General features: G+C 36.1%; 25 protein-coding genes. 6 read left to right on the forward strand and 19 right to left on the reverse strand.

Features of this window, described 5'->3' with window-relative positions; translation table 11 throughout:
- Positions 1–20: 20 nt before the first annotated feature.
- The 3 genes from DB895_RS07975 to DB895_RS07985 all read left to right on the forward strand — a co-directional run bounded on the left by DB895_RS07975 (position 21) and on the right by DB895_RS07985 (position 3,123).
- Complete coding sequence (locus tag DB895_RS07975; protein WP_116724834.1) at positions 21–1,163, forward strand: alpha/beta hydrolase; 1,143 nt, start codon at positions 21–23, stop codon at positions 1,161–1,163.
- Positions 1,164–1,170: 7 nt separating this feature from the next.
- Positions 1,171–2,532 (forward strand): DNA repair protein RadA, encoded by a 1,362-nt coding sequence (gene radA, locus DB895_RS07980; protein WP_116724835.1) that lies wholly within the window; start codon positions 1,171–1,173, stop codon positions 2,530–2,532.
- A 162-nt stretch (positions 2,533–2,694) separates the two neighbouring features.
- Positions 2,695–3,123, forward strand: coding sequence for a hypothetical protein (locus DB895_RS07985; protein ID WP_116724836.1), 429 nt, complete (start codon positions 2,695–2,697; stop codon positions 3,121–3,123).
- A gap of 335 nt (positions 3,124–3,458) precedes the next feature.
- On the opposite strand, the gene DB895_RS07990 is transcribed toward DB895_RS07985, so the two are convergent.
- Positions 3,459–4,208 (reverse strand): lysophospholipid acyltransferase family protein, encoded by a 750-nt coding sequence (locus DB895_RS07990; protein ID WP_116724837.1) that lies wholly within the window; start codon positions 4,206–4,208, stop codon positions 3,459–3,461.
- A 69-nt stretch (positions 4,209–4,277) separates the two neighbouring features.
- On the opposite strand from DB895_RS07990, the gene trpS reads away from it, so the two are divergent.
- Positions 4,278–5,258 carry a tryptophan--tRNA ligase gene (gene trpS, locus DB895_RS07995; RefSeq protein WP_116724838.1) on the forward strand — a complete coding sequence of 327 codons (981 nt, stop codon included), beginning with the start codon at positions 4,278–4,280 and terminating at the stop codon, positions 5,256–5,258.
- Here trpS and dprA read toward each other — a convergent pair.
- The gene (gene dprA / locus DB895_RS08000) at positions 5,255–6,355 is read right to left on the reverse strand and encodes a DNA-processing protein DprA (RefSeq protein ID WP_116724870.1); all 1,101 of its coding nucleotides are present in this window, start codon (positions 6,353–6,355) and stop codon (positions 5,255–5,257) included. The genes trpS and dprA overlap by 4 nt on opposite strands.
- Before the next feature lie 102 nt (positions 6,356–6,457).
- Between dprA and DB895_RS08005 the strand changes: the two genes are divergently transcribed.
- The gene (locus tag DB895_RS08005) at positions 6,458–7,396 is read left to right on the forward strand and encodes an HU domain-containing protein (protein WP_116724839.1); all 939 of its coding nucleotides are present in this window, start codon (positions 6,458–6,460) and stop codon (positions 7,394–7,396) included.
- A gap of 62 nt (positions 7,397–7,458) precedes the next feature.
- Positions 7,459–7,968: an acyl-CoA thioesterase gene (locus DB895_RS08010; protein WP_116724840.1), complete on the forward strand. Its 510-nt coding sequence runs from the start codon at positions 7,459–7,461 to the stop codon at positions 7,966–7,968.
- An 83-nt stretch (positions 7,969–8,051) separates the two neighbouring features.
- Here DB895_RS08010 and DB895_RS08015 read toward each other — a convergent pair whose 3' ends face one another.
- From DB895_RS08015 to DB895_RS08095, 17 genes are all read right to left on the reverse strand, one after another.
- On the reverse strand, positions 8,052–9,443 hold the full coding sequence (locus tag DB895_RS08015; protein WP_116724841.1) for a murein hydrolase activator EnvC family protein: 1,392 nt from the start codon (positions 9,441–9,443) through the stop codon (positions 8,052–8,054).
- A 20-nt stretch (positions 9,444–9,463) separates the two neighbouring features.
- Positions 9,464–10,255 carry a DUF4292 domain-containing protein gene (locus tag DB895_RS08020; RefSeq protein ID WP_116724842.1) on the reverse strand — a complete coding sequence of 264 codons (792 nt, stop codon included), beginning with the start codon at positions 10,253–10,255 and terminating at the stop codon, positions 9,464–9,466.
- On the reverse strand, positions 10,255–11,601 hold the full coding sequence (locus DB895_RS08025) for a tetratricopeptide repeat protein (RefSeq protein WP_116724843.1): 1,347 nt from the start codon (positions 11,599–11,601) through the stop codon (positions 10,255–10,257). The genes DB895_RS08020 and DB895_RS08025 overlap by 1 nt, the downstream gene beginning before the upstream one ends.
- Positions 11,602–11,617: 16 nt before the next feature.
- The gene (locus DB895_RS08030; RefSeq protein ID WP_116724844.1) at positions 11,618–12,628 is read right to left on the reverse strand and encodes a sugar nucleotidyltransferase; all 1,011 of its coding nucleotides are present in this window, start codon (positions 12,626–12,628) and stop codon (positions 11,618–11,620) included.
- A gap of 87 nt (positions 12,629–12,715) precedes the next feature.
- A complete protein-coding gene (gene dut / locus DB895_RS08035) occupies positions 12,716–13,150 on the reverse strand; it encodes a dUTP diphosphatase (protein ID WP_116724845.1) in 435 nt (144 codons plus the stop codon).
- A gap of 112 nt (positions 13,151–13,262) precedes the next feature.
- A complete protein-coding gene (locus tag DB895_RS08040; RefSeq protein WP_116724871.1) occupies positions 13,263–14,729 on the reverse strand; it encodes a lipopolysaccharide biosynthesis protein in 1,467 nt (488 codons plus the stop codon).
- Between the two features lie 251 nt (positions 14,730–14,980).
- Positions 14,981–15,841: an ATP synthase F1 subunit gamma gene (atpG, locus tag DB895_RS08045; RefSeq protein ID WP_116724846.1), complete on the reverse strand. Its 861-nt coding sequence runs from the start codon at positions 15,839–15,841 to the stop codon at positions 14,981–14,983.
- 99 nt (positions 15,842–15,940) lie between these two features.
- Positions 15,941–17,518, reverse strand: coding sequence for a F0F1 ATP synthase subunit alpha (gene atpA, locus DB895_RS08050; RefSeq protein WP_116724847.1), 1,578 nt, complete (start codon positions 17,516–17,518; stop codon positions 15,941–15,943).
- Positions 17,519–17,534: 16 nt separating this feature from the next.
- Positions 17,535–18,068, reverse strand: coding sequence for an ATP synthase F1 subunit delta (gene atpH, locus DB895_RS08055; protein WP_116724848.1), 534 nt, complete (start codon positions 18,066–18,068; stop codon positions 17,535–17,537).
- Between the two features lie 2 nt (positions 18,069–18,070).
- A complete protein-coding gene (locus DB895_RS08060; RefSeq protein ID WP_116724849.1) occupies positions 18,071–18,571 on the reverse strand; it encodes a F0F1 ATP synthase subunit B in 501 nt (166 codons plus the stop codon).
- 84 nt (positions 18,572–18,655) lie between these two features.
- Positions 18,656–18,847, reverse strand: coding sequence for an ATP synthase F0 subunit C (gene atpE / locus DB895_RS08065; RefSeq protein WP_073367797.1), 192 nt, complete (start codon positions 18,845–18,847; stop codon positions 18,656–18,658).
- Between the two features lie 82 nt (positions 18,848–18,929).
- A complete protein-coding gene (atpB, locus tag DB895_RS08070; RefSeq protein WP_116724850.1) occupies positions 18,930–20,069 on the reverse strand; it encodes a F0F1 ATP synthase subunit A in 1,140 nt (379 codons plus the stop codon).
- A 116-nt stretch (positions 20,070–20,185) separates the two neighbouring features.
- A complete protein-coding gene (locus tag DB895_RS08075) occupies positions 20,186–20,584 on the reverse strand; it encodes a hypothetical protein (protein WP_116724851.1) in 399 nt (132 codons plus the stop codon).
- Positions 20,584–20,823: an AtpZ/AtpI family protein gene (locus DB895_RS08080; protein ID WP_116724852.1), complete on the reverse strand. Its 240-nt coding sequence runs from the start codon at positions 20,821–20,823 to the stop codon at positions 20,584–20,586. Before DB895_RS08080 ends, DB895_RS08075 begins: the two co-directional genes overlap by 1 nt.
- Positions 20,789–21,196 (reverse strand): bactofilin family protein, encoded by a 408-nt coding sequence (locus DB895_RS08085; protein ID WP_116724853.1) that lies wholly within the window; start codon positions 21,194–21,196, stop codon positions 20,789–20,791. The genes DB895_RS08080 and DB895_RS08085 overlap by 35 nt, the downstream gene beginning before the upstream one ends.
- A complete protein-coding gene (porW, locus tag DB895_RS08090; protein ID WP_243694645.1) occupies positions 21,196–24,030 on the reverse strand; it encodes a type IX secretion system periplasmic lipoprotein PorW/SprE in 2,835 nt (944 codons plus the stop codon). The genes DB895_RS08085 and porW overlap by 1 nt, the downstream gene beginning before the upstream one ends.
- Positions 24,031–24,272: 242 nt before the next feature.
- The gene (locus tag DB895_RS08095) at positions 24,273–24,968 is read right to left on the reverse strand and encodes an ABC transporter ATP-binding protein (protein WP_116724854.1); all 696 of its coding nucleotides are present in this window, start codon (positions 24,966–24,968) and stop codon (positions 24,273–24,275) included.
- Positions 24,969–25,006 lie beyond the last annotated feature (38 nt).

Raw genomic sequence — 25,006 nt, forward strand, 5'->3', positions numbered from 1 at the left:
AACAACCAACCAAATGTTATATGAAAAAAATATTCTTACTGCTGCTTTTTGTTAGTTCCATCAACCTTTTTTCACAAAAAACCATAGAAACCATCTCGTCTTCGGTACTCAAAGAAGACAGGGAAATCTCGATTGGTTTGCCAGCTTCTTATGAAAAAAAATCAGGAAAAAGCTATCCATTATTAGTGTTACTGGATGGAGACTACTTATTTGATCCGTTTCAAGGAGCGCTTAATTATGGCGCTTATTGGGATGATTTGCCTGAAGTCATTATCGTAGGAATCAGTCAAAATAAAAATAACGAACGCGAAGCAGATTGTACCGTTGATGAAGAAACTAATTTGCCTGCCGATAAAGGCGCAAAATTTTTCGATTTTATAAGTACTGAATTAATGCCCTACATCCAAAAAAAATACAGAATTGCACCATTTAAAGTTATAGTGGGACACGACACCACAGCAGGTTTTTTGAATTTTTTCCTCTATAAAGATCAACCTATATTCAATGCTTATATTTCCTTAAGCCCAGAATTGCCGGAAGGAATGGAAGAACAAATACCGGATCGATTGATGGCAATAAACCAACCTATTTTTTACTATCAATCTACGGCTGATGGCGATGTCAAAAAAATGCAAACTAGGATAAGAGACCTTGATAATGCTATAAAAGTCCTCAAGAAACCAACTCTAAACTACAAATTTGATGATTTTAAAGGTGCAACACATTATTCGTTAGTGCTGCATTCCATTCCAAATGCTTTGTATACTATCTTTGCCACATTCCAACCCATTTCGACCTCTGAATTTACAGAAAAAATCGCCTCTCTTCCTTCTGGTTATGTAGACTATTTAATAAATAAATATGATTTACTGGAAAAAACTTTAAAAATAAAAATGCCCATTCGCATAAATGATTTCAAAGCCATAGAAGCCGCAATTCTTAAAAACAAAGCGTACGGCGAATTTAGCAAACTGTCAGATTTGGCGAAGAAAAATTACCCAAAAACGATGCTCAGCGATTTTCACTTGGCAACCATGTATGAAAAAATGGACGATTATAGGAAAGCCATTAAGTCCTATCAAAATGCGTTTCAAAAAGAAGAAATTGGAGATTTAACCAAAGACATGATGCTCAGCAAACAAGAAGAACTTATGAAAAAGTAAACCCATTATGTCAAAAGTAAAAACTTCTTTTTTTTGTCAAAATTGTGGCGCACAATATGCCAAATGGCAAGGGCAATGTAATTCCTGTAAAGAATGGAATACAATAGCCGAAGAAATTATCCAAAAAGAAGAAAAGTCGGTTTGGAAATCGGCCAGTTCAGAAACCAAAAAAAACTCAAAACCGTTAAAAATTAATGAAATCGATTCGACTCAAGAAGTTCGGATGGACACGCGTGACGGTGAACTAAATCGGGTGCTCGGCGGCGGAATCGTTCCGGGTTCCTTAATCCTTTTGGGCGGAGAGCCCGGAATTGGGAAAAGCACTTTACTACTCCAAATTTCATTAAAACTGCCTTACAAAACGCTATATGTTTCTGGGGAAGAAAGCCAGAAGCAGATTAAAATGCGGGCAGAAAGAATTACGACAAATGGTGACAATTGTTATATTCTCACAGAAACCAAAACGCAAAACATTTTCAGGCAAATTCAAGAAATTGAACCCGAAATTGTCATTATTGATTCGATACAAACCTTGCATACAGAATACATCGAAGCGTCACCCGGAACCATTTCCCAAATTAGGGAAACCACTGCCGAATTAATCAAATTTGCTAAGGAAACCAATATCCCCGTAATTTTAATTGGCCATATTACTAAAGACGGAAACATCGCAGGCCCCAAAATTCTGGAACACATGGTAGATACCGTTCTACAATTTGAAGGCGATAGAAATCACGTATATCGCATCTTGCGTTCCTTGAAAAACCGTTTTGGCTCTACGGCCGAATTGGGAATTTATGAAATGCTCGGAAGCGGTTTGCGAGAAGTATCCAATCCGTCAGAAATATTGATTTCCCATAAAGACGCAACGCTTTCAGGTACCGCAATTGCCTCCACACTAGAAGGCATGCGACCGTTGATGATTGAAATTCAGGCATTAGTGAGCACGGCAGTATACGGAACCCCACAACGAAGTACAACGGGCTATAACGCCAAAAGACTGAATATGATCTTAGCCGTTTTAGAGAAACGTGCCGGTTTCCGTTTGGGAACTAAAGACGTCTTTCTAAACATAACAGGTGGAATTTCTATTGATGACCCTGCTATAGATTTAGCGGTAGTTGCCGCCATCTTATCTTCAAACGAAGATATTCCTATTGGAGAAGGCTATTGTTTTGCAGGCGAAGTAGGGCTTTCAGGCGAAATTCGTCCCGTAAATCGAGTGGATCAGAGGATTCAGGAAGCCGAAAAGCTGGGTTTCTCTACCATATTTGTGTCCAAATACAATAAGATTTCATTAAAAAACTCGTTCATCAAAATTAGATTGGTTGCTAAAATAGAAGATGTGGCCAGTGAGTTATTTGGGTAGAACTTTTTATCTAATAAAACCCTGACATTCAATACAAAATACTCATTTATCTATTAAAAACAACCCTGACTTTAATTATTTTTTTGTAAATTTATATGTCGTTTTCGTTTACCAAAAGATTAAAAAAAAAGCATATAAATTTTCAACTTAAAAAATAAAGTCATGGAAAAACAAGTGGGCATTTGGATAGACAGCAAGAAAGCAATAATTGTTACTCTTGATGGCCGGAAAGAAGAAAAAATAACCGAAATAGATTCTGAAGTTGAAAATAGTGTTTACCATAACAGGGAGAGTAACAAAGGGACCTTCTCCGGAAGCCATCACAGCAACAGCGAAACGAAATTTGACAACCGAAAAAAAGAAGAACTAAATTATTTCCTAAAATCGGTAATGTCATATATCAAAGAATCTGATTATCTCTATGTATTTGGACCTGCAGAAACCAAAATAAAATTGAAAAAAAAAATACGTGATGAAAAATCATTTGACAGGATCAAACTAAAAGCGGTTGAAACTGCCGACAGCTTGACTTTAAACGAAATTGTGGCCAAGGTCAAGGATTTCTATAACCCGTTACATCACAAAAATTAAACGGAATTGACATCATGTAATTGTAATTTTCGAGTTTAGTGCCCTTCTAAAAACCTTCAGCAGTTGTATTGGAGGTTTTTTATTGGACAAAATTTTGGCAAAACGTGCCTCTTATACCGTTGTACAAAAAGTAATTTACTAATAAATTTGGAAAATTAAAACAACACTACCAATATCAGGCGGGTCAATTATAAAAACAAATATATTTTTAAAACACTATTATTAGATGCATCAAAAAGCAACCAGTGTACTTACTACTGCAAAAAGAATTCTCCATCCTGCGGTTCGATTAAAGAAAAAGTAGGAAAGGTTGAAACGTGTCAATCTGGAATCTATTATTTTTCGTATGCCAAAAGCTGTTCGTGAATGGTAGTTCTCACGGCTTCTTTCACTTCCCTAATGTCCTTTTTGTTTTCTATAGTTTTCCCCTTTGTGGGAACAAAAGTATGGACTTTGACTCGCATCAGCCCTGGGCTTCCGCTAAAGAAAGTATACGAAAATCGTTTCTTATTGTCCGCAAAAGTCAAGGGAACAATTGGGATTTGGTGCTCAATGGCCAATCGGAAAGCGCCATCTTTAAAAGTGTCCAATACAACCGATTCGTCATGGGGAACACCTCCTTCGGGAAAAATACAAATACTCAGCCCTTGATGCAACCTTTTTTGGGCACGGTTAAAAACTTCCATTCGGCTCCGCGTGCAGTTTCGATCTACCAATATACAGGTGCGTTTGTAGAAAAACCCAAACAACGGAATTTTAGATAGTTCCTTTTTGCCCACAAACACAAACGGGTTTTTTACCACCGCCAGCATCAACATAATGTCGGCCATAGAAGTATGATTGGCAACAAACATGTAACTTTTGCCCCGCTGCAATCTTTGCTCTCGCTCTACCTTATAATAAAAACCGGTACCAAAAAGGATGGCTTTCGCCCAAATACGTGCCATGACAAAAAAATAGGGATACCACTTTTCTTTCAGGATAGAAACCACTAAAAAAGGCAACATGATAATAATGGGAATTCCCATCATCAGGTAAAACCAAATGCGCCAAAGGGTCCAAAAAATGATTTTTAGTATTTTCATGATGTCAAATGTAAGAATTCAATCCTTATTTTTAGTAAAACATTTATCTTTGTAAAAATTAAATTTATCATGGCCAAGATACTCACAGGCATTCAAAGCACAGGAACACCCCATTTAGGAAATTTATTGGGAGCCATCATTCCGGCCATCGAATTGTCCAATAAACCCGAAAACGAATCCTTTCTTTTCATTGCCGATTTGCATTCTATCACACAAATAAAAGACGGCACCACTTTAAGAGCAAATACATACAGTACCGCAGTAGCATGGTTGGCATGTGGTTTAGACATTAATAAAGTGATTTTTTACCGCCAGTCTGACGTGCCACAAACAGCCGAATTATCCTGGTACCTCAGTTGCTTTTTTCCCTACCAACGGTTAACCTTGGCCCATTCCTTTAAAGACAAATCCGATAGACTTGACGATGTCAATGCCGGATTATTTAGTTACCCCATGTTAATGGCTGCCGACATTTTATTGTATGATGCCCAATTTGTTCCCGTAGGAAAAGACCAATTGCAACACGTAGAAATAACGCGGGATGTAGCTTCGCGTTTCAACCACCAAATGGGAGAAACCTTTGTTTTACCTGAATCCTATCTTCAAGAAAACACCAAATTAGTTCCCGGAACCAATGGCGGAAAAATGAGCAAATCGGCCAATAACATCATCAATATTTTTCTGGACGACAAGTCATTGCGCAAACAAATCATGTCCATTGAAACCGATAGTACTCCCTTAGAAGAACCAAAAAACCCAGAAACGTGTAAAATTTTTGCTATTTATAAATTATTGGCAACAGAGGAACAATTGAACACCCTTTCTGAAAAATATAAAAATGCTGACAGAGATTTTGGCTACGGTCATGCCAAACAGGCTTTGTTTGAATTGATTACTGAAAAATTCAAAACCGAAAGAGAAAAATACAATTATTATATGAACAACTTAGCAGAAGTAGATCATGCCTTATTTCTGGGTGCCGAAAAAGCAAAAGTCATTGCTAATGGTGTTTTACGTAGAGTAAGAGAAAAACTGGGATTTAGTTTCTAAATTGCCTCAAACAATTTCCCAGGTAACGGACGAATTACGCCTTTCAATTCCATATTTAAAAGCAATCCGGAAATCCTATAAATAGGAAAATCACATTGCAACGCCACGGTATCCAGCAAATCCTTGCCATTTTTCTGGAGGTAATCGTACACTTTTTGTTCGTCCTGATCTAAGGTAACAAACAATTGTTTTTGTACGGATTTAGGGGTCGTTTCCAAATCCCAATTTAACATGTAGATTAAATCGGCAGCGCTGGAAAGCACATTTGCCTTTTGTGTTTTAATCAAGGTATTGCATCCCTGACTGTACTTGTCGGTTGTTCTTCCGGGAACGGCAAAAACATCCCTGTTGTAATCATTGGCCATATTTGCCGTAATTAATGAACCGCCTTTATCTGCCGATTCGATGACAATGGTTGCTTCCGAAATTCCGGCAACGATACGGTTTCTCTTCACGAAATTTTCTTTTTCGGGATTGGATGAACTCCAGAATTCCGTCATAAAACCACCGGTCTCTTCTATTTTTGAAACATACTTTTTGTGAACCTTGGGATAAATTTGATTCAATCCATGGGCCAAAACCCCAATAGTTTGCAAATCATGGTCTAAAGCAGCCTGGTGCGCCACAATATCAACGCCGTAAGCAAAACCGCTTATAATAATAGGATCAAGCGGTGCCAAATCGGCGATTAGTTTTTTGCAAAATTCCGTTCCATAAGATGTGATTTGGCGTGTGCCCACAATACTGATTGTTTTTCTGTTTTTTAAATTAATATTCCCCGAGGAAAACAATAAAACGGGTCCATCGATGCAATGTTTTAATCTTTCGGGATAATTTTCATCCATAAAATAAGAAATGGCAACATCATTACTTTTTATGAATTTTAATTCTTGTTCCGCTTTCTCAAAAACGGTTTTGTCTCTCAAATTCCTCAGCAATACCGACCCAATTCCGTCTATTGAAGCCATTTGCGAGGATTTTGTTTCAAAAACAGCCGTAGCCGAACCGCAGTGGGTCAGTAATTTTTTTGCAATAATATCACCAACGCCTTCTACTTTCAACAAGGCTAATAGGTAAAATAATTCTTGGTCGTTCATATTAACTGTTTGAACGTGAAAAGTATAAAATTTTATGTGAATTGTTAATAAAAATTGCGAATAAAATTTTGAAACTTTGTCCCATTGCATAACTTTGCCACCATGAAGATAGAACAATATATTTCGCAACTTTTATACCGCCATCAGTGTGTAACTGTACCTGGTTTTGGTGCCTTTTTGACCGAAATTCAATCTGCTCAGTTGCATGAAAACACGAATTCATTTTATCCTCCAAAGAAATTAATTTCCTTCAATTCCCATTTAAAAAACAATGACGGTTTGCTTGCCAACCATATTGCCCAATCTGAAAAAACGGATTATGGAAATGCCGTGGCTTCAATTGAAAATGAAGTAATTTTCTGGAAAAGCATACTTCAAGTGAACGAAAAATTCACACTTAAAAACATTGGGGAACTTTCGTTAAATGCCGAAAAAAATATTGTTTTTACTCCGTTTGAAAACATCAATTATCTGACAGAATCTTTTGGGTTGAATTCATTTGTTTCTCCTTTCATAAAAAGAGAACTTCACCAACCGGCTGCAGATGTTGTTCTAACAGAAAAAGAACCGATAGCTTTTATTCCGAAAGAAAGAAGAAGTCGCCCCTATCTTAAATATGCTGCTGTTTTTGTTTTATCACTATCTGTAGCAGGTAGTATTGGCTACAAAATGTACCAAAATCGTATAGCTGAAGAAACGTTATTAGTGGAAACTGCAGTACAAAAACAAGTACAAAACAAAATTCAAGAGGCCACTTTTTTTATTGAAAACCCAATACCTTCGGTTACGCTTACCGTTAAAGAAGAAAAACTATCCTATCATGTGGTAGCTGGCGCTTTCCGGAATGAAGAAAATGCACAAAACATTTACGAAGCATTAATCGCTTCTGGCTATAAAGCCCGGCGCATTGCTCCCAACAAACACGGATTGTTTCCGGTTTTATACGGAAGTTATGCCACGTATGCCGAAGCCCAACAAGCCAAGTCCGATATTCAGAAATCGTCCAACCCTGATGCCTGGCTGCTTGTAAAAGAACTATAAACAACTATCCCGTTCACAGCGGGATTTTTTATGCGCCGTAATTAGTATCTTTGATAAAAAAAATGCACCCGAAATCCCCTTCCGAATCTCTAACGATATTGACAGATTTGGTTTTGCCAAGCGAAACCAATCCCTTAAACAATCTTTTTGGCGGTGAACTATTGGCTCGTATGGATCGTGCCGCAAGCATCACTGCAAGGCGACATTCGCGAAGAGTAGCCGTTACCGCCTCGGTAAACCATGTCGCTTTTAATCGAACGATTCCTTTGGGAAGTGTGGTGACCATTGAGGCCAAAGTATCGCGTAGTTTCAAAACCTCGATGGAGATTTATATTGACGTGTGGATAGAAGATCGGGAAACTGGAATTAAAAGTAAGGCCAATGAAGCAATCTATACCTTTGTGGCCGTAGATGATTCGGGAAGACCTATAGAAGTGGCTCCACTATCTCCCGAAACTGAACTGGAAAAAGAACGTTTTGACGCCGCCTTGAGAAGAAAACAACTAAGTCTGGTTCTTGCCGGAAAAATGAATCCGCATGACGCCACCGAATTGAAGGCGTTGTTTTTGTGAGTTTTAGCAACAAAAACCATTTCAACAAAAAAGGCCTTCTATGTTTTAAAACTCAGAAGGCTTTTTTTATTGTGACACTTTTTTTACATATTAAACAACCAACTGGCTGGATTGTTGTAAGTAGTGTTTTGCGAAATGGTAAACTTAAGTATCGTTTTTCCGGTATCTCCACTAGTCCGTATTCTTCCAATATTTTCCTTAATGGATACTTTATCGCCCTTGCTTACGTTGACACTGCTTAAATTTTGATAGACCGTAAAATAATCCCCATGTTGAATCATGACTGCCTTGTTGACCGGTGAAAGTACAATAACACTTATTACTTCACCACCAAATACGGCTCTTGCATTTGAACCTTGTTCTGTGGTGATTTCCACTCCACTATTATGAACCACTAAAGTTTTATATACGGGATGCGGCTGGTCTCCAAAAGGCAAAGAAACAAATCCTTTCTCCACAGGCCAGGGCAACCTTCCTTTATTGGCTTTAAAATTGTCTGCCATGATTTTACCCTCAGTCGTAAGCACAATTTTTGTAGAAGTCTCAATAGCCTTTGATTCTGCATTTGTGGTTTCTATTGGAACTTCTTTGACGACAATGGGAACCGTTTTTTTGGTGGACTCCACGCCTTTTTTATTAGACTCTGTAGCTTTTTTATTAGACTCTGCAATTTTTCTATTGGCTTCAACAGCCTTTCTGTTGGCTTCAGCAGCAGCCTTCCTATTGGCTTCGGCTGCCTTTCTGTTTGCTTCGGCAATTGCAGCTCGTATTAATTTTTCTATTTGATTGTCAATTGATCGCGTCTCTTGTTGTTTCTTCTTGATTTCGGCAGTGATTTGCTTTTTGTCTTTTTTTATTGATTTAGCAATCTCCTGTTGCACTTGTTTTTCTTTTTCAAGCGTGCTTTTTTCCTTCTGATTTTCCTCTATTAATTTCTGTTTTTCAGTTTTTTGAACCGTTATTTTATCATTATATCCTACCAATTCTTGAGATTTTCCCTTTATTTCTTCGCCCTGCATTTTTCTAAAATTAGCGTATTGTTTCATGTATTGGGCTCTTTTGTAGGCTTGCAGAAAATTTTCTGAAGAAAGTAAAAACATGGCTCGACTTTGTTCCGATCGGCTTTTATATGATTTTAAAATCATTTTGGCATAATCTTCTTTTAATACAGCCAATTCCTCTTTTAGCCTATTGATATTAATTTGATTGATGTAGATGTCGTTATTTAACAGTTTCGTTTGCTTCTCGGTTGTATTGATTAATTTTTCTTTTAATTCAATTTTTTCGGTCTGAAGCACCAATTGTTTCTTAACTGTTTTTTCTTTTGATTGCACATTTTGCAATTGTTGCTCCTTCTCACCAATTTCTCTGAGAATTTGAGCTTTACGTTGTTCTAATTTTTCTTGTTGGCTCAATTGACTCCATGAAAATGAAGATATCAATAGAAACATCAGACTTAAAATGATTTTTGGCATATTATTTAATTTGTGCAAAGCTAATTAATAAAAATTCTCTCATACCCTTCTGGAACACTATAAGGAAACGAAAGTTCCTCGTTGAAAGTTACCGTATTATAATCGATATTAATATTTGTTTTCCCTCCTTTTTGAAAGGCATCTATATTAAAGCCCGTAGGCAAGACCATTTTATCAAATTCGGAATGACTTGGATAAGTAATCTGCACCATCCGTTCTTGTTTTTTTTGAGTGATTTCCTCTTTTTTTATCAAAAAATTATCCGCTTGAAAAAAATACGTTTTTATGGTATTGGCATCCGCATTGTTTTCAAGTCGATACAATTTATCTACTATTGTTGTAGTATATTTAGTATCTTTTAAATTATCCAAAGCCTGACCTACGAGCATATTTTGGACTTTTTGAAAATCCAGATCGGTTCCCAACCATTGGCTTAAAGCAGAATAATTGCCGTCGAGATACTTGCCGCCAATTTTTTCGTAATATTTCACTTCATTAGGTGTTATCAAGGCTTTTGCCACCGTAATTCCCAAAAAACGAATGCTTATTAAAATCATTTCGTCCTTCTTAATTTTTATTTCGGCAGTCACATTTTGAGACTGTTTTCCGTCTTCATAATGTGCGCTCGACTTTATGTATAGCGTAGAAAAATCTCTTTTAGTATTGTAATGATTTTCTATTATTTTATCTGATGTCAATGGCTTGCTTTCACTTCCTGCCACAAATAGGGCTTTGGACTTACAGGACACGAAAGTCAACAAACTGGTGCTAACCATAAGAGTAAACATTACTAATCTACAATATTTGTTCATTATTTCTTCTGTTTTAATAATTTTTCGGCTTTAGAAAAATAACTTTCTTTCTTATTCACATCTCCCAAACCACTGTAGGCCTCTCCTAATTGAATGTTGAAATTGATTTCTAATGCACCGTCGTCAACTAAATAATCCAATCCTGTTTCAAGAATAACCGTTGCTTTTTTGAAATTCTTTAATTGGTTGTTCGCCAATCCGGCTAAATAATAGAATTGGGGTTGTAAGGGAAAAACCTCTATCATGTTTTCTGCTTTCTTGGCTAAAATGTCGAATTGTTGTTTTTCAATATACATGTCCAGTAATAGCAATTGGGTTTCCATATCCTCAGGGTTACTTTTCAAATGTATTTCATAATACTGAATGGCTTTATCCCAATTTTTTTTATTGTGATAAAACTTCCCGATTTCTTTGGCTACTTTAACCTCCTTATCGTTGTCAAAATAAGAAATTGCCTTTTCTAAATCGACATCAAATTGAGGTTTGTCTTGGATAAAAATCAAAAACTCATTCAGCAATCGATGTTTGATTTTGTTGTCTATTTTCATGCTGGTCAAAACCAAATTCATTGCTTTCACTGCATTGTTGCCGTCATTATTATTCAAATAAAACTTAAACAAACTCACTTGAGCCCATCCAGACGTTGGGATTTCAGTTTCAAGTTTTTTAGCTATCTCTTGTGCTTTTTCATCTTGATTGCTTTCTGAATACAAAAAAATCAATGCAATATAATTGGACTCTTCTTTGGGGTATTTTTTGATTTGATCCAGCAGATTGGCTTTCTCTGCACTTTGATATTTAGAATCTCGCAAAATTTGTGACTTATAAGTATCTCTCAGATCGGATTTTCCAACAGTGTCATTCAGTTCATTAATGAGTTCTAAAGCCTTGTCAAATTGCTGGGTATTCATATAAAGAGAAACCAAATCTTCTTTGTATTCTTTTTTAAATTCTACGAGTTTGGTCACAATCACAATGGCTTGGGTAAAATTTTTGGTTTCATAACACACATCGTACATTCCTACCCAAAACCATTTGTTTTTCGGGTCGATTTGAGTAGCCTTTTCAAAAAAATCATACGCTTTTAAGTAGTCTTTTTGAGCCAGATAATTTTTGCCCATTTCAAAATAAACGGTTCCATTGTTAGGCTGCAATTTTTGACATTTTTCTAATGCCGTAATGGCTTTGTCATAATTTTCAATCCCTTTTTGCAACAATGATTCGTAAAACGAATTCTGAAATTCATCATTGGCTAAAGCAATGTCGTCCGGCTCGGATTGTGCCAAAAGCGAATCTGGAATACAAACTATTCCAAGTAAAATCAATACTAAAGCAATTTTTTTCATCCTAATTATAAGCTCTTTATTCTAATACTGAATAATCGCCGATGCTAATACTCGTGAAATTCCCATCGAAACTGGCATGACTTCCTATCATTGCGTTGTCCAGTTTGGCATTTTTAATATGGGAATGATTTTGAATCAAACTGTTGATGACCGTACTGTCTTTCACATGACAACCATTTCCTAAAGACACGTTTGGCCCAACTGTTGAATTAATCAATATGACATCTTCGCCAATAAAACAAGGCTGGATAATCGTTGAGTTACTGGAAACCACGGAACTTGAAACTAGATCTTGACCATCTTCGTGTAAAAATCCTAATAATCTCGAGTTGGTTTCGACTGTCACATTTTTATTTCCGCAATCCATCCATTCGTCCACTTTACCCGGTACAAAAACCATACCTTTTGCCATCATTTGCTTTATTCCGTCATTAATTTGATATTCTCCACCGTGAATAATATTATTATCCAGCACTAATTGCAGTTCATTTTTTAAAACGGCAACATCTTTAAAATAGTAAATTCCAATAACGGCAAGGTCCGAAACAAATGTTGCCGGCTTTTCAACTAGTTCAATTATTTCATTCGCTTCATTTAAGTTGATCACCCCAAAAGCTTCCGGTTGATCTACCTGTTTTACCCAAATAACGCTATCGGCAGTTGCATCTAAATCAAAATCGGCACGAATTAAAGTATCGGCGTAAGCAATAACGGCTGGTCCGCTCAAAGAATCTTTGGCACACATAATGGCATGACCCGTTCCAAGGGCTTCGTTTTGATAATAAATCGTCCCTTTAGCCCCTAATTTTTGAGCGATAGCAATTAATTCTTCTTCGACTTTCTTGCCAAAACTTTCGTGAATAACAAAGGCAATTTCTTCAATTTCTTGATTCAAAACCCCTGCAATATCCTCGACTAATCGGTGCACGATGGGTTTCCCTGCAATTGGGATTAATGGTTTAGGAACTGTTAATGTGTGTGGTCTTAATCTGGATCCACGTCCAGCCATGGGTACTATTATTTTCATTTTTTTTATATTGAAAGATTAAATAATTGAAAGATTTAAAAATTCGTCGCAAATTTTTAAATCTTTCAATCTTTGAATTATTAAATTTTACTTCACTCCCGTACTCCCAAAACCGCCTTCTCCACGTGATGTTTCAGACAATTCCTGCACTTCAATCCATTCCGCGCGTTCGTGTTTAGCAATGACGAGTTGGGCAATGCGTTCGCCATTTTCGACAATGAAGGTTTCGTTAGACAAATTAACTAAAATAACGCCTATTTCACCTCGATAATCGGCATCAACGGTTCCGGGAGAATTGAGCACGGTAATTCCTTTTTTAGCAGCCAATCCGCTTCTAGGGCGTACTTGAGCTTCATAACCAATAGGTAATTCGATGAAAAGTCCCGTTTTCACGATGGCTCTTTCTAAGGGATTCAGGGTTATGGCTTCGGTTAAATTGGCACGCAAATCCATTCCTGCCGAGGCTATGGTTTCATAGTTGGGCAAGACGTGTTGCGATTTATTGATTATTTTTATAGTCATTATTCAGGTCTTGGGTATTTAGTTTTGGTTTTTTAGCCCTGATAACAGTGGAAATCCTTTTCCTTTTTTCTTTAAAAAGGGAAAGATTGCAACGGATAGCAGGAAATAGCTCCTAGTTTGGTTTACGTTTTATAATTCGGTTTAAAGTCTCTTTTTCATTGTGATAAATGAAGTACAAAAATAGGATTAATAAGGAGATTCCAATATAATAATTTTCTCTAAAACCGTAAAAGGAAAGGGTCGAAAATCCAATGGACAATAGTAGATAACCTCCAATTTTTTTCATGTCGTAAGGAATGGGGTAATACTTGTTTCCGAAATAGTAGGAAATAAACATCATGCTTCCGTAGGCTGCAATGGTAGCAATTGCCGAGCCGTAGTAACTCATGGTGGGAATGAGCAAAAAATTGAGCACTAGGGTAACGATGGCGCCTACTATCGAAATATAGGCGCCAATGTATGTCTTGTCAATAAGCTTGTACCAAACGGAAAGATTGGTGTAAATTCCCAGAAAAAAATTCGCAAGAATTATTAGCGGAACCACTTTCATCGCTTCCCAATAGGAGGAATCCCGAATCATAAGATATTTGAAAACATCGGCAAAAACGATTACTGCCAATAAAATAAAGGATCCAAAAATGACAAAATATTTGGTAACGGTGGCGTAGGTTTGTGGCGCATTCTCGTTTGAAGCATGGCTAAAGAAGAAGGGTTCGATTCCTAGAGTATAGGCCGTTCGGTATAAAACCATGAATAAGCCCAGTTTATAGCAGGCGGAATATATACCCACTTCGGCTTCGGCAATAGTAGCAGGTAATAATTTCCCTAAAAGGATTTTATCGAACTGTTCGTTAACCGCAAACGCTATTCCCGCAACCATAATTGGCAGTCCGTAATACATCATCCTTTTCCACAATTGGAAATCGAAACTCCAATTTAAATGAAAGTAGTTGGGAGAAAGTATCAAGAATGTCAGAAAACTGGAGACGATATTGGCGATAAAAATATAACCAATCTGGAAATTCTCGACATACAGCGAGCTTATAAAACTATTGGGATTGGATGCGGCTATTTGGGGCAAAAAAAGCAAAAGAAAAACACTCAAACTAAGATTTACCGCCACGTTCCCAATTTTAATTAGAGCATAAACCATAGGCTTTTGATAGGCTCTGAGTTTGGAAAACGGAACAATGACTAAGGCGTCGAGCGCCAATATCCAAATGGTATAAATAATGTATTGTGAATCAATCCCAGACCAACTGCCTAACGTTTTATTATTTAATAAAGCCAAAATAAGAAACAAAACGGTGGACCAGAAAATAGAGACCGTTGTTGTTTCTACTACAGTTTTTTTATTGGTTTCGTTATTATAAAACCTGAAAAAGGCGGTTTCCATTCCGTAGGCAAGGATCACATTGAAAAATATCATCCAAGCAAAAATGATAGATACCTTTCCATATTCTGCTTTTGGCAACAGATTCGTGTAAAGCGGTACCAATAAAAAACTGAACATTCTCGGCAAAACTGTTGCCAGCCCATAAATGACCGTTTGTTTGAAAAGATTTTTATATAAACTCAAAATGCTGTGATTTGTATTTAACAAAAATAACCATTTCTTTGGTTTTCACCTCAAATTGATGCTCTAATCGTTCGCGATTATTTCATTTTTTTAAGTTAAAAAAAGAGCCGACAGATGTCAGCTCTTAAATATATTTTATATTGAATTTTATTCATTCAACGCTTCACAATTTGAACATTTGAAAAAACTTCGTTTTTTCTTATCCGTTCAACGCTGCACAATTTGAACATTTGAAAAAACTTCGTTTTTTCTTATCCGTTCAACGCTTCCGCACCACCAACGATTTCAAGGATTTCATTAGTGATAGATGCCTGACGCGCTTTGTTATAGGTCAATTTCAATTGGTCTCTTAATTCGGTTGCGTTGTCAGTTGCTTTATGCATAGCCGTCATACGCGCTCCGTGTTCTGAGGCAAATGAATCTCTAATCCCTTTATACAATTGTGTTCGTAATGATTTTGGAATCAAGGTCAACAAGATTTCTTCCTTAGCTGGTTCAAAAATATAATCTCCTGTCGAAGCTGCTTTATCTGAAACAATTGGCGCTAATGGTAAAAATTGTTCTACTTGAATGATTTGAGTCGCGGCGTTTTTAAATTGATTGTAAACCAGTTCGATTTTGTCGTATTCACCTGAAACAAATTTTTCAGTCAATATTTCCGCAATTTTAGCCACATTGTCAAAAGACAAATGATCAAAAATAGCGCTTTGATTGTCCACAACCGAAAGCGTTTTGCTTAGAATATCGTTTCCTTTTTTACCAATGGCAAAAACATCCACTTGTTTTCCTGCGTAATAATCGGCACGCATTTTAACTTCCTTAATTACGTTAGAATTAAACGCTCCACACAACCCCCTATTGGAAGTTATGGCAACAACCAATACTTTTTTAATTTCCCGTTGCGTCGTAAAATCCCCACCAACATCACTATCTAATGTTGACGAAAGATTTTGTAATAATTCCGTTAGTTTTTCGGCATAAGGGCGCATGGCTGTAATTGCATCTTGTGCTTTCTTCAGTTTTGCTGCAGAAACCATTTTCATTGCCGATGTGATTTGCATCGTAGATGAAACGGAAGTAATTCTATTACGGATTTCCTTTAAATTTGCCATTTTTACAATAGTCTAAAGTCGTAATGTCATAAAGTCAAAAGTCTTTAAAAGCCGATTAACTGACTTTAAGACTTTGGACTTTACAACTTTCGACTAATTTTAGTTATATTTTGCTGAAATTTCTTTTGCTACGTTTTCAATAACATCAGTAATATTTTCATCTAATTTCCCTGCTTTCAAGGCATTTAGCGTGTCTCTGTGTTTGTTGTTTAAGTATTCCAAGAAATCTTTCTCAAATTCTTTCACTTTATTTACAGGAACGCTTCGCAATAAGTTTTTAGACCCAGCGTAAATAATAGCAACCTGATCTTCAACTGTATAAGGTGAGTTCAAACCTTGTTTCAAGATTTCAACGTTTCTTCTACCTTTTTCAATTACGTTTAAGGTAACTGCATCTAAGTCAGAACCAAATTTTGCAAACGCTTCCAATTCACGGAATTGTGCTTGATCTAATTTTAAAGTACCTGCTACTTTTTTCATCGATTTAATTTGAGCATTTCCTCCTACACGAGACACAGAAATACCTACGTTAATCGCTGGACGAACTCCTGAGTTAAACAAATCTCCATCAAGGAAAATCTGTCCGTCAGTAATCGAAATTACGTTTGTTGGGATATAGGCAGAAACGTCACCCGCTTGTGTTTCGATAATTGGCAAAGCTGTTAATGAACCACCACCTTTTACGATTCCTTTTAAAGAATCTGGTAAATCATTCATGTTTTTTGCAATTCCGTCATCGGCAATTACTTTACAAGCTCTTTCTAACAAACGAGAGTGTAAGTAGAAAACGTCTCCAGGATATGCCTCGCGTCCCGGTGGTCTTCTTAATAAAAGAGAAACCTCACGATACGCCACCGCTTGTTTAGATAAATCATCATAAACAATTAAAGCTGGACGACCTGAATCTCTAAAATATTCTCCAATTGCAGCACCAGCGAAAGGAGCATAAACTTGCATTGGAGCTGGATCAGAAGCATTTGCAGCAACAATAATGGTATAAGCCATTGCGCCTTTTTCTTCTAACATTTTTGCGATTCCTGCTACAGTTGACGCTTTTTGCCCAATTGCAACGTAGATACAAAATACCGGTTTCCCTGCGTCATAAAATTCTTTTTGATTCAAAATGGTATCAATACAAACAGTTGATTTACCTGTTTGACGGTCACCAATAACCAACTCACGTTGTCCACGACCAACTGGGATCATAGCATCAACTGCTTTTACTCCCGTTTGTAATGGCTCAGTTACTGGCTGACGGAAGATAACTCCAGGAGCTTTTCTTTCTAAAGGCATTTCGAATAATTCACCACCAATTGGTCCTTTTCCGTCGATAGGAAAACCAAGAGTGTTTACTACACGACCCACCATTCCTTCACCTGTTTTTAAAGAGGCAATACGTTGTGTTCTTTTTGCAGTTGAACCTTCTTTGATTCCTGTTGATGGTCCTAAAAGCACCACCCCAACATTGTCTTCTTCAAGATTCAAAACGATTCCTTCCAAACCGTTTTCAAATTCAACTAACTCACCGTATTGAACATTAGATAACCCGTAAACACGAGCAATACCATCTCCAACGTTAAGTACCGATCCTACTTCTTCCAATGTAGCACCCGATTCAAAACCTTCAACTTGTTTTTTTAATATTGCTGAAATTTCAGCAGGTTTAATATCCGCCATAATTATTTATAAATAACTAGTTACTTAATTCTCTTTTTAAAACTTGTAATCTGTTAGCAACTGAAGCATTGTATTGCTTGTCGCCTATTTTTAGAATAAACCCTCCAATAATTGAAGCATCTACGATATTTTCAATGGTGATTTTTTTATCTGAAAACGTACCAATTTTAGCTAAAACTTTAGCTTCTAAAGCGGCGTCCATTGGAATAGCTGTAGTCACTTTGGCAACTTCAACACCATTCATCTCGTCAGATAATCTATTGTATTCTAAAGCAATGGCTTCAAGAATTTCAAATCTTTTATTTTCAAACAATAAATGAAAAAGACTTTTTGTTACTGCATTTGCATTTGCAAAAACCTCTAAAAGCGCATTTTCTTTTACTTCAACCTTAATAGTTGGACTTTGAATAAAAGCATGTAATTCGGCATTACTTTTTATTGTAGATGCGATTAAAGTCATGTCGCCACTCACTTTATCGGCAACCTTTTTAGAGTCTGCTATGTCCAGAATTGCTTTTGCGTAACGAATTGCTGCTCTTGTACTTGCCATAATTAGTTTAATTTAGCGTCACCTAACATTTTCTCAACTAATTTAGTTTGAGCTTCTTTGTTAGACAATTCGTCTTTCAATAATTTTTCGGCAATTTCAAGAGACAACGATGAAACTTGCAATTTCAATTCAGCCATTGCGGCATTTTTTTCGCTTTCAATTGCAGCTTTGGCCTGTTCGATCATTTTCAGTCCTTGATTTTGAGCTTCATTTTTAGCATCTGAAACCATTTTCTCTTTTATTTCACGAGCATCTTTTAACATCGCATCACGCTCTGTTCTTGCTTCATGCAAAATACGTTGGTTATCTGCTTGAAGGTTTTGCATTTCTTTTTTCGCATTTTCAGCAGAAAGTAATGCGTTTTTTATTCCTTCTTCTCTTTCGTTTACGGCATCCAAAATGGGTTTCCAAGCAAATTTTTTCAATAAGAAAATCAATCCTACGAAAATTATGGTTTGCCAAATAAATAAACCAAACGAAAAATCACTTACTAACTTTTCCATATTATATATCTAAATTATACTCTTTTAATTTAATTTTTTAAACAAAAGCCACAACCAACCGTTGCGGCTTTTTGTTTTGAAGAATTATACTGCGAATAAAGCAGCAAATCCAATACCTTCAATAAGCGCAGCTGCAATAAGCATAGCTGTTTGAATTTTTCCAGTAGCTTCTGGTTGACGTGCAATTGCATCCATTGCAGAACCACCGATTCTACCAATACCAATTCCAGCTCCAATAACTACTAATCCTGCTCCAACGATTTTAGGAATTTCCATAAAAATATGTATTAAAAATTAAACATTCTCTGTTATGTCTTAATGTCAAATGTATGACTTTCGACTTTTGACGTTTGGCTTACTAATGAGCCTCTTCATGATGATGCTCTTCTACTGCCGATCCGAAATATAGAGCCGATAACATCGTGAAAATGTAGGCTTGCAATAAAGCAACCAAAATTTCGATTGTTGAAATAGCAAATGACAATAAAAATGACAAGCTACTGCCTAACCAACTTTTGAAGATAAATATTAATCCAATCAAACTCATTAATACAATATGTCCCGCAAAAATATTTGCATACAAACGTATCATTAAGGCAAATGGTTTAATGAATACTCCTAAAAGTTCGATTGGCGCCAAAATAATTTTCATTGGCGTAGGCACTCCCGGCATCCAGAAAATGTGTCCCCAATAATTTTTATTCGCTGTAAGGTTTGTAATGAAAAAAGTAATTACTGCCAATCCGAAAGTAATGGCAATGTTCCCTGTTACATTAATCCCAAGTGGCGTCAATCCGAAGATGTTTAAAAACCATACAAAGAAAAAGATGGTCAATAAATAACTCATGTATTTTTTATAGTGTTTTTCACCAATGTTTGGAATCGCAATCTCGTCACGAATGTACAATACGATTGGTTCGAAAAGTCTCCCAAAACCAGAAGAAATTCCTCTGTTTTTAGCATAGGATTTAGCCAAGCTTGAAAATAATAAAAACATCAATAAAGCCACAACCATTATGGTCAATACCCCTTTTGTGATTGACAAATCTATAGGTTTTGCATTTGTTGGATGTCCATGTTCTTCGGTTAAAGTTCCGGCAGCATCCGTTTTGTATATTTTTTCGTGGTGTAATTTGTAGAAATTCCCGTTAGATTCGGCAACCGATTCCCCATGGTTGAATTTTGAAGAAGAGAAAAATTGAACTCCGTTATCCCAAAGGATAATTGGTAATGGAAATCCGTAATGAGCGCCTGTTTCTTCATCCGAAAAAAGCGAAAATTCGTGTCCGTCCAAAACGTGGTGATTGATTACCTCTTTTATTTTTTCTTTAATCTCCGATTTTTCATCTTCTGCTTTTGGAGCAGATTCTTGAACAACGGCAATGGTTTCAGTTGGAACTTTTAAAGAGTCTTGCGTAGCGTTTGCAAAACCAAATAATGGAAGACATGCTACTAAAGTTGCTATTATAAATCTAAGTGGTTTGTTTGAAATCACCATATCTTTTAAATATCTTAATTTTTATTTTCTGAAATTTGGTGCAAAGGTACATCTTTTCTTAATATTCCAAGAACTTAAAATATTTTTTTTGATGGAATTGCCGTTTTATAAGCGATTTACTGTTTATTATTTAACATTCTTATCGTTACCAATGTTTCTATTGTCAAAAACAACACGAAAATAACAAAAAAATTAATTTTTTCAATTGCTATATTTGGTTTCCCAGAATGTAAGATGGGCAATAAAAAAGCATAAGAGATTGCCATCTTAACACAAGTTATCAAAAGAAAGCTGTGCCCCACATTATCAATATTCTTAGTATTTACTTGAATCAAAATAAAAAGGATAACCGCAGAGCAAAGGAAGAAAAACGCATAAATAGTTTCTATGGGATAATGAAAATTTTGAAAATCGGGATTGCCTTCTTTAAAATAAAAAAACAATTTGTGTGCCAGATACGCCACAATCGAAATCATAAATAACTCGAGAATGGGACGGTATTTGTTTAGATTCATTATTCTTCAGAGGATTTATTGATGTCTTTGAGCTGTCTGTTGATGTTGTAAAATGCAAGTGCGACTCCCAACAACGTTAAAATCTTGACGTAGATGTGATGGGGATTTGGATACTTTTCATCAAGCCAATTTCCTAAATAGGCAAAAGCAAAAACAATTGCACCCATCTGTATCGGAATATTGATAAGTGCTAACCACTTATTATTAGTTCTTTTCTTCGGGTCTTTGTAGTCCGTCATTTGCAGTTGGGGTTTTTACATTCGGTTTCATCACACAGGAAGCACTAAAATCGGCTCCCGGTTCAACAGATAGTTTTCCACAAATTACTTCACCATGAATACTGGCTTTTGATTTTATATTCAAAATTTCCGTGACTTGAATTTTACCGGCAAACTTACCTTCAATATCTGCATTTTTGCAAACAATATCTCCTTTTACGCTTCCGGCAGGACCAATCACGATTTTTCCTTTAGATTGAAAATTACCAACAAGATGTCCGTCCAATCTAAAATCAGCTGGGGAAACTATATCACCATTTATGGTTGTTCCCTCCACTATTCTATTGGTTTTTCCTAAAAGATCCGTGTATGATTTTGGCTTTTTATCAAACATTATTTTTTCTTTATTTCTTGTGGAGCAGCCGGTAATTCTTGAGGTGGCATTGAAATGTCACTTGGTGGTGCAACAGGACTAACTTCAGGGTCATCCTCTTCTAAAGATGCATCTTTGGCTGATTTATGTGGTGCCGGAGTAACTATTTTTTCTGTAGTATTTACCGGAATTCCTGGATTGACAGCTGGCCCTTCTAGTGGCTTAGTTGGTTTCGTTGTTAAATACTCTTCGAAATTTTTCTTGATTTGTACAATTTTATAATTGTCACTAGAAATAATGTAGGCCGTATCCGGAATTTTGTATTCTTTAATTTCTCTCAAAATCGATGCAATCCCATTGGCATATTCTTCAGTATTCATTCCGTGAATGACAATAAAATTTTTATCCATCGTATAAACGTCATAAGACATTGTTATTTTGGCAAAATTTCTATCGGCAAAAAATTTCTTGATTTTATCTTGAAGCACAATGGTCTTTTTGTCTTCTGGACTTCCCGCTTTATAAAGGATTTTCCAACTTAATGGCTTAGCACCGTATAATTTCAGACTTTCCAATTTGGGAACATTATTTTTCAATAAGTCCTCGGCCTGTTTACCTTCTTCATCATTTGGATAATTCAATGCCACAAAATTTAATGCCTTTTTAAATTCCTCCAAACCATTTATTTTTCCAATAGTTATGGCTTTTAACAATTCGAACTTCGGAATTATTTCATCTCCGGTAAATTGATCAATGGCAATTCCTAAATTCGTTAAAACGGTTCTGTAGTCGCCCGCCTTGAATAATTTATATAATTTATAATAACTTTCTTCCGGAGTTTCAATCAATGAGGCATTCGTCGAATTGGAATTTCCTAAAATTTGGGCATAGCGGGAATCCGGATATTGACTGATGATTTTATCTTTCATAACCCATGCTTTGTCTTTATCTATAATTTGATATATTTTGTACAAATTATACATCGTTGGAAGCACTAATCGTTCCTCTGGCTTGTTCTCTAAAAGCTGTTCAAACTTAGCTGCGGCTAATTTATATTCTTTGAATTTTTCCTTATAAATAACGCCCAATTGGTAGTACGCAAAATTCCGTTCTTTTACAATACTGTCGATCTCAGTTAGTGATTTTGGAAGCTGCTTTATATAATAATCTACGCTGTATCTTGGATCCGGTTTATCTTGTTTTGATTTTTCTGATTCCTCAGCAACAGCATCAACTCCAATGTTGTTTGCATCTGCGACTATTTTTGCCGAAGAAATTCTCCAATTGTCTTTAAATGATCGATCCCCCCAAATTTTTCTGAATTCATTTTTACCAAAAGCGACAGTTGTAGGATTGTAAAAATAAAAATTGCTTTGACTTACATTGATTTCTGAAGGTGGCATAAGAGAATTTTTTCTTGACTCCACAGGTTCCCTCGTCATCGATTTCCCTTTCGAATCAACTGGAGCCACATCGTCATCGCTGTCAAGCCCCACTTGACTAGAAGTTTGTATTACTTCTTTTTCTTGCAATAATTTTTTGGCTTCGTCCTCTTTTTTTAACGCCAAAATATATTTCTCATAATAACTGATTCTGTCCTGATCCGACAAAGAATATACTTTTATAATGCTATCATTTCTTGTGGCAATTCCCTCATAATGTATAACATCAACTAAGTTTTCTCGTTTCTTTTTAATCGCTTTAAATTCACGGGATCTTGCGTTGAGTTGCACCAGCGTACTGTCATAATATTTTCCTGCAGTTGCATATTTCGCTTTATAAAAATAAATGTCGGCTAGATTTCTATAGTTGGAAGCAACAAGATATGGGTCTTGTGATTTTGTTTTTAAAGATATATTGTAGTATTTTTTGGCCAATTCCGGCTTCTTTCCTTTGTCATAAAACAGTGCTATTTGATGGTTCAAAACATCAAGATAAGGTCTGTTTTCCCTATCTTTAAGCAAATGGTTGAATTTATCTAAAAAAGCCGTGGTATCGCCTTTTTCAAAATCAAATTGTTGCGCTTGCTTGGCATGAGCCTGAATTACATATTGTCTGGCCGCCTTTCTTTTCATATCAATTATGGTTTGATACGATGCAAAGGCACTGTCTTTATACCCTAACTCCTCGTATAACTGACCCAAAATAAAATTGTATCGCGCCTTCTCTTCATTTTGTTTGGTAAATTCTTTGGCCAATTTTAGTTTGGCAATGGCACTGTCTTTTTGTTCCAAATTCAAAAAAGCCTGCGATAGAATGGCATTGGCATCGGAAAAAATTTGGTCTTTGAATTTGATTTCCTTTAATAATTTTCTCAAATTGGTAACCGCCAAGGCATCGTTATCCATACGGATATTGGTTTTTTCTCTCCAAATTTTGGCCTCATAAATTTTATCGCTGTTGGGATATTTGTATAAAATATAATTGAAGGCTTCTAAGGCAGGAACAAATCGTTGGTCATAATACCGTGCTTTCCCTAACATTAAATGGGCTTCATCCATTTGCGGATTCTTTTCAGAACCTCCAATATTCATGGAATGCTTTTGTATCGCTTTGATGGACTTGGTTTCCGCACGATCAAAATTGGGATTAGGCGCTGTTTGACCAGGAAGAAGCACCTCTTTGTTAATTTGCATCCTTTCTATGGGCAATCGCTCCCAGAAATTGTCCTTGTATTGCTCCTTCAAATCAACAATTCCTTTATTTAAAGCGATGCCTCCATTGTAAAGAATATTATATTCTGTGCTCAGCGCATGAGAATTTCTAGACAAAAAAGTGTTTTTTTTAGTGGAACAGGCAATCAAAAAAAGGATTACTCCCAATGTTGAAATATATTTTAGTGACGTAGTTTTCAATGTAAAACGGTTTTATTCTTAAAACTTTTAAAACGCAAATTTAGTATAATGACTGGTAAAAATACGTTTCTTTTTGATAAAGCGAAAGATAACACAGGTGTTTTTAAAATCATCGAACTCCATTTCCACCAATTTATTGGGGATTTTATGGTGAAAATCATAAATACAGAAGACTTTTATTGAGGGTAATTTTACTTTCGAATTTCAAAATCAATACTCGAAAGCGTTTCTTTCAAACACTTTTAAACTGCAAAAAAGGCTTCTAATTCCTTCAAGGTTTCGGCAGATGTTTGAATGTCCTTTACCACCTCACCTTTGTTTAAAGCCACAATTCGGTTGCAAACCTCAACGGTATGAAGCAAATCATGACTGGAAACCAAAACGGTAACAGTAGGATTTTCGGCCAATTCTTTGATAATTATTTTCAATCGGTTTACCGTTGTGGGGTCAAGATTAGCAAAGGGTTCATCAAGAATTATCACTTCCGGATTTCCAATTAAAGTGGCGATAATTCCCACTTTCTTTTGGTTTCCCTTAGACAAATCGCGCAAATACTTTTTGTTTTTTAAGATTTCGCCATTAAAAAATTCTTCGTGTTTCAATAACAGCGCATCAACATCGGCCTTATTTTGTCCGCGCAAATCACCAATGAAATAGAAATATTCTTCGGGAGTTAAATAACCAATTAGAAAACTTTCGTCCAGAAAAGAAGCGGTAAAAGGTTTCCAATTTTCGCTTGTGTCTACTTGAACTTCGTTGTTGTTGATATTTCCGGTAGAAGGCTGGATTAAATCCAATAATAAACTAAAAAAAGTGGTTTTTCCCGCACCGTTATTGCCCACTAACCCGAAACTTTGTCCTTTGGGAATTTCTAAATGAGCTATTTTTAAAACGGTAGTTCCGTTATATGTTTTTGAAAGGTCGTTAACTTGTATCATTTATTGTAGTTTAAGTGGAGACGTTGCAGTGTAAGGTC

This window comes from Flavobacterium psychrotolerans, from assembly GCF_003097635.1.
Classification (GTDB): Bacteria; Bacteroidota; Bacteroidia; order Flavobacteriales; family Flavobacteriaceae; genus Flavobacterium; species Flavobacterium psychrotolerans.